This window comes from Spongiactinospora gelatinilytica (genome assembly GCF_003236385.1).
GTDB lineage: Bacteria > Actinomycetota > Actinomycetes > Streptosporangiales > Streptosporangiaceae > Spongiactinospora > Spongiactinospora gelatinilytica.
This window is the reverse complement of sequence record NZ_POUA01000276.1, coordinates 1-10,727: the sequence shown is the minus strand read 5'-3', so window position 1 is coordinate 10,727 and position 10,727 is coordinate 1. Positions and strand designations below refer to the sequence as shown.

Sequence of the window (10,727 nt, the reverse complement as noted above, 5' to 3'; positions counted from 1 at the left end):
CCGGAGTCCAGATCACGGTGCCCCCTCGTACCGATGACCACATACATACTGGTCTTTCTCGGTTCTTCCTCGGAGAACGGCAACTAGACGCGCCTCGATCATCCTTCTTTTCGTGCTGGTCACGGTAGCTTTGGGAAGGAGACAAGCGCTTTCGTGGGCAAAGGTGGTTTCGAGCGGTGCGCGTACATGACTCGCTGATCGAACTGATGGGGGACACCCCCCTCGTCCGGCTGCACAACGTGGCGGCCGGAGTGCCCGCGCAGGTGCTGGCCAAGGTGGAGTACTTCAACCCGGGCGGTTCGGTCAAGGACCGCATCGCGCTGCGCATGGTCGAGGCGGCCGAGCGCTCAGGAGCGCTCCGGCCCGGCGGCACGATCGTGGAGCCCACCTCGGGCAACACCGGCGTCGGGCTGGCCATCGTCGCGCAGCGCAAGGGCTACCGCTGCCTGTTCGTGGTGCCCGACAAGGTGGCCAAGGACAAGGTCGCGGTGCTGCGCGCCTACGGCGCCGAGGTGGTGGTCTGCCCGACCGCCGTCTCACCCGACCACCCCGACTCCTACTACTCCGCCTCCGACCGCCTGGCCCGCGAGACGCCGAACGCCTGGAAGCCCGACCAGTACTCCAACCCGGAGAACCCGGCCAGCCACTACCACTCGACCGGGCCGGAGATCTGGGAACAGACCGAAGGGCGGATCACCCACTTCGTGGCCGGCATCGGCACCGGCGGCACGATCAGCGGCGCGGGCCGCTACCTCAAGGACGTCTCCGGCGGCCGGGTCAAGGTCATCGGGGCCGACCCCGAGGGATCGGTCTACTCCGGCGGTTCCGGCCGGCCGTACCTGGTGGAGGGCGTCGGCGAGGACATCTGGCCGGCCACCTACGACACCGGCGTGTGCGACGAGGTGATCGCGGTCGCGGACCGCGACTCCTTCGGCATGACCAGGCGGCTGGCCCGCGAGGAGGCCCTGCTGGTCGGCGGCTCGTGCGGGATGGCCGTGGTCGCGGCGCTGCGGGTGGCCGCCGCCGGAGGCCCGGACGACGTGGTCGTGGTGCTGCTGCCGGACGGCGGGCGCGGCTACCTGTCCAAGATCTTCAATGACGACTGGATGGCCGACTACGGCTTCCTGTCCACCTCCACCGACGAGGGCGCGGTCCGCGACGTGCTGAGCCGCAAGTCCGGGCAACTGCCGCAGTTCGTGCACACCCACCCGCACGAGTCGGTGGGCACGGCGATCGAGATCATGCGCGAGTACGGGGTGTCACAGCTTCCGGTGATGAAGGAGGAGCCGCCGGTCATGGCGGCCGAGGTGGTCGGCTCCATCGTGGAGCGCGAGCTGCTGGACGCCCTCTACCACGGCCGGGTACACGCCTCCGACCCGCTCGCCGGGCACATGTCCGCGCCGCTGCCGATGATCGGCGCGGGCGAGCCGGTCTCCATCGCGGTGGCCGCCCTGGAGAAGGCCGACGCGGCCGTGGTCCTCGACGACGGCAAGCCGGTCGGCATGCTCACCCGCCAGGACATCCTGACCTTCCTCACCAATCACTAGGCCGCCGCGGCGGGGAGCTGGGCGATGACCTCCCAGGCCCCGTCGGGCGCGCGGCCGGCGAACAGCCGGCCGCCCAGCGCCTCGACCCGCTCGCCCATGCCCACCAGCCCGAACCCGCCGCCCAGCCGCAGGGTGCGGGCCTCGCCGGGCGGGCTCTCGTTGCGCACCCGCATCCACAGCCAGCCCTGCACCAGGCGCAGGTCGATCTCCACCCAGCCGGCGTGCGGCGCGTGCCGCCTGACGTTGGTCAGCGACTCCTGGAGCACCCGGTGGAGGGTCGTCCACGTCTCCTGCGGCAGCACGGTTTCGCTCACCCCGCGCCCCACCTCGAAGACCGCCTTCGTCCGGCCGCCGGTGTTGAAGCGTTCCACCAGGAGGCGCAGGTCGGCGAGTGCCACGCCCGGCGTACGGGAGGCGTCGTCCTGTGCCCGCAGCACGCTGACCAGGCGGCGCATCGAGGTCAGCGCGTCGGCCCCGGCGGTGGCGATGGCGTCCAGGGCGGGCACGACCGCCTCCGGCTTCTGCTCGGCGACCGTGCGGGCGGCCTGGGCCTGCACGACGATGCCGGTGATGTGGTGCGCGACCAGGTCGTGCAGCTCCCTGGCGAGTTCGAGGCGCTCGGCCCGCCGTACGGCGTGCGTGGCCTGCTCCCGGCGGTCGCGCTGGAACCGCAGATAGGCCCCGGTGCCCGCGGCGAACGACCAGGCCATCAGGCTGAGCAGGCCGATGGCCAGCGCCGCGACCTCCTCCGACCGGGTGCCCGACGCCACCACCAGCACGATCATGGACCCGAGCGCCAGCAGCACGGCCCGGCCGATCGGCTCCACCCAGCGCAACGCCCCGACCGTCAGGAACAGGATCGCCCACCCCTCGGCCATGCCGATGTACTGCTCCGAGCCCACCGGCCCGAGGGCGCCGATCAGGATCGACGACAGCAGCGACAGCCCCAGCAGCGCCGCCAGCGACTGCATCCGCCACCGGGCCCGCGTCAGCACCGCGACGAACCCGGCCACCCCGCACACGAACGGCAACAACGCGACCGGGCGTTGGGCGAGCGCCATCCCGAGATCGCCGATGAGCAGCAGGCCCATCCAGCCGATCAACGCGATCCGGCCGAGCCTCCTGCCCCAGTAGACGAGCCGATTGGTGTCACCCACGGCATCGAGCCTAAAGGGGCCCGCCACCGGCCCGTATCAGCCGTTCGGCCGAATGGCGTGTGCGTAAAGTAGCCGCTCGATCGCGCATTGTGAGTTACGATCGGGACGCGGTTCGAACAAAGGCTCGAAAAAAGAGACGGCCCTCAAAAGAGGGCCGTCGGGCCAAGGACGTCAATCCCTGACCGGGATGACTTCAGAATAGGTCAGGTCCCCCATGAAGCACAACCAGAATCCCAAGTCAGAGGCGGTTGCCGCCTACATTGACGGGTTCAATCTCTATCACGGCATTCGTCCATATGGCCGTCGCCATCTATGGCTCGATCTGGAGGCGATGACGCGCCGGCTGCTCCGGCCGCACCAGCGGCTCGCCTCCGTGCGTTACTTCACCGCGCCGATCAGAAACGACCCGGCCGCACAGACTCGGCAGAACGCCTACCTGGGTGCGTTGCAGGCGCACACTTCCGTGGAGATCGTGCTCGGCCGGTTCCAGGAGCGGCATCGGCAGTGCCGTGCCTGTGGTGCGACCTGGCGCACCTACGAGGAGAAGGAATCCGATGTCGCCATCGCCCTGGCGATGATCGAAGACGCGGTGCAGGGAGGCCACGACAAGATTCTGCTCGTGTCCGGGGACAGCGATTTCTGCGCGGCCATCCGTGCGGTCCGCCGGGTGAATCCGGCGGTGGGAGTGATCGTCGTCTTTCCTCCGGGCAGACGTTCGGACGTGCTGGGGCGCGCCGCGCACGGGCGGTTCTTCCTGGGCATCGACACCATCAGAAAGTCCCAGCTACCACCATTGGTTCCCGGACCTGCCGGGCTGACCTATACGCGCCCCAAGAGCTGGAGTTGACCGTTGCGCGGCGGGGCGGGAGGGTACGGTGGCCGCATGGGCAATGGATTCGAGACGCTGGCCATCCACGCTGGTCAAGAGCCTGACCCGGCCACCGGGGCGGTCGTGCCGCCGATTTACGCCACCTCCACCTACAAGCAGGACGGCGTCGGCGGCCTGCGTTCGGGATATGAGTACAGCAGGTCGGCCAACCCCACGCGGGCCGCGCTTGAGGAGTGCATCGCGGCGCTGGAGGGCGGCGTGCGCGGGCTGGCGTTCGCGTCCGGGCTGGCCGCAGAGGACACGCTGCTGCGCACGGTGTGCCGGCCGGGCGATCACGTACTGATCCCGCACGACGCCTACGGCGGAACGTTCCGGCTGTTCGCCAAGGTGCTCGACGGGTGGGGGCTGGCGTTCGACCCGGTGCCGCTTTCCGACGTGGCGGCCGTGCGGGCGGCGGTCACCCCGAAGACCAAGGTCATCTGGGTGGAGACCCCGACCAACCCGCTGCTGAGCGTCGCCGACATCGCCGCGCTGGCCGAGGTGGCGCACGAGGCCGGGGCGCTGCTGGTGGTGGACAACACGTTCGCCTCGCCCTACCTTCAGCAACCGCTCGCGCTCGGGGCCGACGTGGTGGTCCACTCGACCACGAAGTACGTCGGCGGGCACTCCGACGTGGTGGGCGGCGCGCTGGTGGTCGCCGATCGGGAGCTGGGCGAGAAGCTGACCTACCACCAGAACGCGATGGGCGCGGTGGCCGGGCCGTTCGACGCCTGGCTGACGCTGCGCGGCATCAAGACGCTGGCCGTGCGTATGGAACGGCACTGCGACAACGCCGAGCGGGTGGTCGAACTACTGACCGCGCACCCCAAGGTGACCCGGGTGCTCTACCCGGGCCTGCCCGGACACCCCGGCCACGAGATCGCCGCCAAGCAGATGCGGCGGTTCGGCGGCATGGTGTCCTTCCAGGTCGTGGGGGGCGAGGAGGAGGCCGTGCGGATCTGCGGCCGGACCCGCCTGTTCACCCTCGCCGAGTCGCTGGGCGGCGTCGAGTCGCTGATCGAGCACCCGGGCCGGATGACGCACGCCTCGGTCGCAGGGTCGCCGCTGGAGGTGCCGGGCGACCTGGTCCGGCTGTCCGTGGGCATCGAGTCGATCGACGATCTGCTGGCCGACCTCACCCGGGCTTTCTAGCGGACCGGCCGCCCGCTAGAACCACACCATCAGCACCAGGATCACCAGGAACAGCAGGGCGACGATGCCGGACAGGGCGGCGACCCTGCCGGACTGCACCTTGGCGTCGTCGGCCGGACTCTCGCTCGACAGCACCTGGATCGCGGTGCTCTGGTCACGGTCGATGATGACCAGCAGCACCGCGGCCACGATGAAGAGCGTCATGGAGATCGAGAGGTACGGCTTGCCGAGCGTGCCACCGCCCATCGTCACGCCCAGGATCAGCCCGAACAGGAAGACCCCCAGCGCCAGCGCGCCGAAAACGCGGGTGCTGCGGTGGAGGTAGCGCAGGACGTTGACGTCCTTCGCGCGGATGTAACGCGGTGTGGCGCTCGTCACCGCGACCACCGGACCGATCGCGAAGATCGCGAAGGCGATGTGCAACCAAAGCAGCAGCGTACCCATAGGCCAGAAGACTAGCCTCCCGGTGATCGCACCGGGAGGTTCGTTCTCACCCCGCCGGTGGCGCGTCGCGGCCTCCCGCGGTGACGACCTCGTCTCCCGCCTCCGGGCGGCAGCGGGAGAGGGCGCCGAGACAGAACTCATAGGCCACGCACGCGACGACCATCAACACGATCAGTACTATGGCGATCATTCCGCTCACCCCTTTCCGACTCGCCGGGCCCCCTGCCGGAGACGTCGCCCGCACCGATGTCACGACTCGCGGCCGGACAATTCGCCGCGTTCCAGAGCCGGGCGTGACTCCGGAACAGGTCGTGTCTCGGATGCGTCGATTACCGCCCCCGCTTACCCCTTGCTGAGTAGGATTCCCTATGGGCTCGGCCCTTGGCGGACGCGGGCGGGCCATACTTGGGTCACCTTTCCGATGGTTACTTAGGTCACTTTCCCCCGATGGTTCCGTCATGGCACAAGGAGGTGCCGCTCGTGGCGGTCAGGCATGTGGAGCCGTTCACCGACGAGTGGCGGCGGCAGCCCGGCTTCTATCTCAGGCGCGTCGTCGAGGCGCTCGGCGACGCGGTGGACGACTGGTGGGAAGCTGACCCGAGCGGCGGCGGGCCGCGTGCGGCGACGCTCCGGCTCACCGACGGCACACGGTTGCAGTGGGACGAAGAGAGCGGCTGGCGGCATCTGCGCCCCGGCGAGCCCGTTGCCCGCTACCTGTGCGGGGGCGTGCTGCCCCGGCCCGAGCGGGTCCCGGGCGCGCTGGCCGACGCGCGGGCGGGCGGCGGCGGGAGCACGGCGTGGCGGCCCTGCTACCGCTCCCACCACCACCAGCGCGACGGCTTCGACCTCGCGCTCGCCGACTACGCCACCCTGCAGAACGTCTGAGCGGCTAGCGCCGGGCGCGCCTGCTGCGCAGGAAGTCGCTGACGACGTACTCCCCGAGCCGCTCGGCGCTCGCCGAGAACACCCGCCCGCCGTTGCGCCGGGCGACCTCGTCCACGAACTCCTTCAGGCGTTCGTCGGCGGCCAGCATGAACACGTTGAGCGTCGCCCTGCGCCGGGTCATCTTGTCCACCTCGGCCAGGGTCAGCTCCAGCGTCTCGGCCGACGGCGGCCACTCGAACGCGTAGCGCCCGTTGCGCCGTAGGTGCGCGGTCGGCTCGCCGTCGGTGACCACCAGCACCACCGGCTCGAAGTCGGGGTGCCGGTCCAGGTGGCGGCCCGCGATCAGCAGCGCGTGGTGCAGGTTGGTGCCCTGGACCATGTCCCATTCCAGCCCGGCCAGCTCATCGGGCTGGAGCACCCTGGCGTAGTTGGAGAACCCGACGATCTGCACCGCGTCCTGGGGGAACTTGGACGCCACCAGCGCCTGCAGGGCCAGCGCGGTCTGTTTGGCCGCCGCCCAGGTGCCGCGCAGCGCCATCGAGTAGGACAGGTCCACCAGCAGGCAGACGGCCGCCGCGCTGCGGCGCTCGGTCTCGGCGACCTCGAAGTCGTCGACGGTCAGCCGCACCGGGGAGCCACCGCCCCGCCGTACGCCGTTGACCACGGTTCGGACCACGTCGAGCGGCTGTTCGTCGCCGAAATGCCAGGCGCGCGATGAGCCGGTCGGCTCGCCCGCCGCGCCCGCGTCGCGCTGGTCGTGGTCGCCGCGGCGGCCCGCGTCGAGCGAGGAGAAGACCCGGCGCAGCGCCGTCTCGCCCAGCCGGCGCACCGCCTTGGGGGTGAGTTCCAGCTTGCCGCGCCGGCGGCGCAGGTAGCCCTGCTGCTCCAGCTCGCGTTCGATCCGGCGCAGGGCCGCGAGGTCGTCCACCGCGGAACGGCCGAGCGCCCGCCGGATGGCCGCCTCGTCGATGTCGTCGAGCCGGGCGCCGGGGTAGTCCTGGCGGAGCGCGGCTTCGAGCCGGCTCAGGTCGGCCAGCTCGGTCAGCGCGCTGACCGCGTCGCCCATGCCCATCGGGTCCTCCCCGGAGAACCGCTCCGGGGTGTTCCACGGCAGGTCGGGACGGCGGGCGTAGAGGGCGTCGCCGAGCCTGCGCATCTCCTCGGCGAGCCCGGCCGACTCCAGCGTCTGGTTGATCAGCGCGGCCAGCTCCTCGCGCTGCTGCGGGGTCATCGAGGCCAGCATCCGCTGCGCCGCGGCGGCCCGGCGGGCCAGCGTGTCGACCAGTTCCTCCAGGTTGCGGGGGCGCTCGGGGAACATGTCCCCGAACTCCTCCATGAACCGGTCGTGATCGGCCTGGGTGTGCTCGCCGCGGGCGTCGCGGTCCAGCATGTCGTTCAGTGCCGACATCATCCGCCGGACGCGTTCCATGGCCTGCGGGTCGGGGTCGGCCAGCGCCTCCCGCATGCCCGCGAAGCGGCTGTCCAGGACCTCGCGGCGCAGCAGGTCGCGCAGCTCGTCGTACGTCTGCCGGGCCGCCGCCGAACGCCACTGGTAGTCGCGCAGCGCCTGGATGGCGCTCGCGGTGTCGTCGGGCAGCGTGTCCAGCTCGGCCTCGCGCAGCCGGGCCTCGTCGGCCGGGTCGGGGAACAGCTCCGCCCGCTCCTGGCCGATCGCCTTGTCCAGCAGCGCCCTGGCGCGTTCCAGGGTGCCGTCCAGCCGGCCGCTCTCGCGGAGCTCGTTTCTGCGCCGCCGTACCTCGCGCAGCAGGTCGTCGAGCCCGCGCCGGTCGGGCGCGCCCGGCAGCCCGCGCTTCAGCAGGTCGCGCAGCGCGTGCAGGGGCGTGGAACCGGACAGGATCGCGTCGCCCATCTCGTCGAGCGCGGCCCGCACGTCATACGGCGGCGCCAGTGGGTCCGGCCCGTCGTTGTACTGCCCATACCGGTAGTTCATCCCATGCCCCCTGAAGGTCGGCTGATCCCTCTGCAGGACGGCGTCAGGTGCGGTAGATCGCGTTGCCCTCGGTGACGTCCTTGGACAGGCGGCGCATCAGGAAGAGCCCTTCGAGCGCGAACTCCAGCGCGGCCGCGGCGTGCCCCGGGGACTCCTCGCCCTCGCCCATGCCCAGCTTGGACATGATCTTGGCCAGGCCCTCCACCGGCCCGATCCGGCGCAGCAGCTCGCCCGCCTGGATCAGCTCGCCGGACTCCACCTGCGCGCCGTCGTCGAACTTCGCCAGCAGCGCGCTGAGGTCCGTGCCGCCCAGGGTGCCGCGGAAGGTCTCCGCGGTGGCCCTGCGCAGCAGGTGGGTCAGCACGTCGGTCTCCCGGCCCTCCTCGCTGACCTCGAACTCGACCTTCCCGCGCAGCGTGTGGACGACCGAGGCAAGGTCGCACACGCGGGTCACCGCGTGCTCCTCGCCGGTCAGCGCCGCCCGTCGTACGGCGGAGGCGGCGGCGGATTCGGCCGCGGCGATGGAGAAGCGGGCCGACACCCCCGAACGCGAATCGACCGCGGTGGACTCGCGGACCAGCCGGGTGAAGCGGGCGATCACCTCGACCAGGTGGTCGGGCAGGTCGGCGTCCAGCTCGGACCAGCCGAGCGTGGCCTCCTGGCGGATCAGCCGCAGCTCGGTGTCGAGGTCGAGCGGATAGTGGGTGCGGACCTCCGCGCCGAAGCGGTCCTTCAGCGGGGTGATGATGCGCCCGCGGTTGGTGTAGTCCTCGGGGTTGGCGCTCGCGATGAGCAGGATGTCGAGCGGCAGCCGCAGGTTGTACCCGCGGACCTGGATGTCGCGCTCCTCCAGCACGTTGAGCAGCGAGACCTGGATGCGCTCGGCCAGGTCGGGCAGCTCGTTGACGGAGAACACGCCGCGGTTGCTGCGCGGCACCAGCCCGTAGTGGACCGTCTCCGGGTCGCCGAGGGTGCGGCCCTCGGCGATCTTGATCGGGTCGACGTCGCCGATGAGGTCGCCGACCGAGGTGTCGGGGGTGGCGAGCTTCTCGCCGTAGCGCTCGTCCCGGTGCTTCCAGGCGATGGGCAGATCCTCGCCCGCCTCCGCGGCCAGCCTGCGGCAGCGCACGCACGACGGCGCGTAGGGATGGTCGTTGATCTCGCAGCCGGCGACGATCGGGGTCCACTCGTCGAGCAGGCCCGTCACGGTACGGATCAGGCGGGTCTTGCCCTGGCCGCGCTCGCCCAGCAGGACCAGGTCGTGCCCGGCCAGCAGGGCGCGCTCCAGATGCGGCAGCACCGTGTCGTCGAAGCCGACGATGCCGGGGAACCGATCCTCGCCGGCCCGCAGCCGGGCCAGGAGGTTCGCACGGATCTCCGCCTTCACCGTGCGGTGAATATGGCCGCTCTGGCGCAGCTCACGCAGAGTGTGGAGCTCTGGGTTTTGATGCACGGGTTCGAGACTACGTCCCTGGAGGGGGGTGCGGCAGCCCGATCGGCCTACTTGGTGCGGCCACACCCCCGCTGAGCGGGGGTTTGAGCATCGATATGGGGATTGGCACGCGTGCTTGTCGATTCAGTGGGGAGAATCGGGCCAAGGGGACAGTTCCTGTCATTGCCGGTAGTTGAGGAGGCGAGTCCGGTGGCACTGCTGACGAGCCGCTTCGCGGACGGCCTCGCGGTCGGGCCCGACCTGGAGGAGGCCGCCGAGGCGGCGATCGGCCAGGCTCTGTCCGGCCTGAGCGCGCCGGCCGAGCTCGTCTGCTTCTTCATCTGCGGCGAGGACCCGGAGGACGTCGCCAGGGCCGGGCACCGCGCCATGCGGATGGCCCCCGGCGCGCACGTCATCGGGTGCAGCGCCACCGGCGTGATCGGCGACGCCAGAGGCGTGGAGCTGAACTCCGCGGTGAGCGCCTGGGCCGCGACCCTCGACGGGGCGCGGGTCACGCCGTTCGTGCTGGAGACGCTGCGGACGCACGACAAGTTCGTGGTGGTCGGCCTGCCCGAACGCGTCCACGACGACCGGGTGGCGGTCATCCTGGCCGACCCGTACAGCTTCCCGACGGACGCGTTCGTCGAACGCTCCGGCGAAGTCCTCGGCGACCTGCCGCTGATCGGCGGGCTGGCCAACGGGATGCGGGGGCGGGGGTCGGTACGGCTGTTCGCCGACGGCGAGGTGTACGACGAGGGGGCCATCGGGATCATCCTCGGCGGGCCGATCGCGGTGAGCACCGTCGTCAGCCAGGGCTGCCGGCCCATCGGCCCGACCATGGTCGTCACCCGCGCGGAGGACAACCTGCTGCTCGAACTGGCCGGGCAGCCCGCGCTGGGGCGGCTGGAGGACATCGTCAGCGGGCTGGAGGAGGACGAACGCGAACTCGTCGCCTCCGGGCTGCAGATCGGCGTGGCCATGGACGAGTACGCCGAACGGCACGAGCGGGGGGACTTCCTGATCCGGGGCGTGCTGGGCATCGACCCGGAACGCGAGGCGGTGGCCATCGGCGACGTGCTCGACATCGGCCGGACCGTGCGCTTCCAGGTCCGCGACGCGCGTACGGCGGACGAGGACCTGTACGAACTGCTGGACGCGCACCGGCAGGAGCACGGGAGCGTGGACGGGGCGCTGCTGTTCTCGTGCAACGGGCGGGGGTCGTCGATGTTCGGCAGCGCCGACCATGATCCCATCGCGGTCCGCGACACGCTGGGGCCGATCGGGGTGGCGG

The 10,727-nt window shown here is 71.0% G+C and carries 10 protein-coding genes; 5 read left to right on the top strand and 5 right to left on the bottom strand.

The window, feature by feature from the left end; genetic code table 11:
- Positions 1-176: 176 nt before the first annotated feature.
- A complete protein-coding gene (locus tag C1I98_RS27770) occupies positions 177-1,547 on the top strand; it encodes a cystathionine beta-synthase (RefSeq protein ID WP_111170362.1) in 1,371 nt (456 codons plus the stop codon).
- On the opposite strand, the gene C1I98_RS45155 is transcribed toward C1I98_RS27770, so the two are convergent.
- Positions 1,544-2,704, bottom strand: a complete 1,161-nt coding sequence (locus tag C1I98_RS45155; RefSeq protein WP_111170361.1) for a sensor histidine kinase — start codon at positions 2,702-2,704, stop codon at positions 1,544-1,546. The two genes, C1I98_RS27770 and C1I98_RS45155, sit on opposite strands and share 4 nt — an antisense overlap.
- Before the next feature lie 214 nt (positions 2,705-2,918).
- Here C1I98_RS45155 and C1I98_RS27760 point away from each other — a divergent pair, with 214 nt between their 5' ends.
- Together C1I98_RS27760 and C1I98_RS27755 are read left to right on the top strand one after the other, a co-directional pair.
- Positions 2,919-3,551, top strand: a complete 633-nt coding sequence (locus C1I98_RS27760) for an NYN domain-containing protein (protein WP_111170360.1) — start codon at positions 2,919-2,921, stop codon at positions 3,549-3,551.
- 36 nt (positions 3,552-3,587) lie between these two features.
- Entirely contained in the window at positions 3,588-4,724 is a 1,137-nt protein-coding gene (locus tag C1I98_RS27755; RefSeq protein ID WP_111170359.1) for a cystathionine gamma-synthase, read from the top strand.
- 15 nt (positions 4,725-4,739) lie between these two features.
- On the opposite strand, the gene C1I98_RS27750 is transcribed toward C1I98_RS27755, so the two are convergent.
- Positions 4,740-5,168, bottom strand: coding sequence for a DUF2269 family protein (locus tag C1I98_RS27750; protein WP_111170358.1), 429 nt, complete (start codon positions 5,166-5,168; stop codon positions 4,740-4,742).
- Positions 5,169-5,214: 46 nt separating this feature from the next.
- Positions 5,215-5,358, bottom strand: coding sequence for a hypothetical protein (locus C1I98_RS41765; protein WP_158558207.1), 144 nt, complete (start codon positions 5,356-5,358; stop codon positions 5,215-5,217).
- 290 nt (positions 5,359-5,648) lie between these two features.
- Here C1I98_RS41765 and C1I98_RS27745 point away from each other — a divergent pair, with 290 nt between their 5' ends.
- The gene (locus C1I98_RS27745) at positions 5,649-6,053 is read left to right on the top strand and encodes a DUF6292 family protein (protein ID WP_111170364.1); all 405 of its coding nucleotides are present in this window, start codon (positions 5,649-5,651) and stop codon (positions 6,051-6,053) included.
- A gap of 4 nt (positions 6,054-6,057) precedes the next feature.
- On the opposite strand, the gene C1I98_RS27740 is transcribed toward C1I98_RS27745, so the two are convergent.
- Both C1I98_RS27740 and C1I98_RS27735 read right to left on the bottom strand, forming a co-directional pair.
- Positions 6,058-8,004, bottom strand: a complete 1,947-nt coding sequence (locus C1I98_RS27740) for a vWA domain-containing protein (RefSeq protein WP_111170357.1) — start codon at positions 8,002-8,004, stop codon at positions 6,058-6,060.
- 43 nt (positions 8,005-8,047) lie between these two features.
- The gene (locus C1I98_RS27735; RefSeq protein WP_111170356.1) at positions 8,048-9,457 is read right to left on the bottom strand and encodes a sigma 54-interacting transcriptional regulator; all 1,410 of its coding nucleotides are present in this window, start codon (positions 9,455-9,457) and stop codon (positions 8,048-8,050) included.
- 189 nt (positions 9,458-9,646) lie between these two features.
- On the opposite strand from C1I98_RS27735, the gene C1I98_RS27730 reads away from it, so the two are divergent.
- Positions 9,647-10,727, top strand: a 1,081-nt coding sequence (locus C1I98_RS27730; RefSeq protein WP_233508247.1) for an FIST signal transduction protein, incomplete at its 3' end; no start/stop codon positions are given.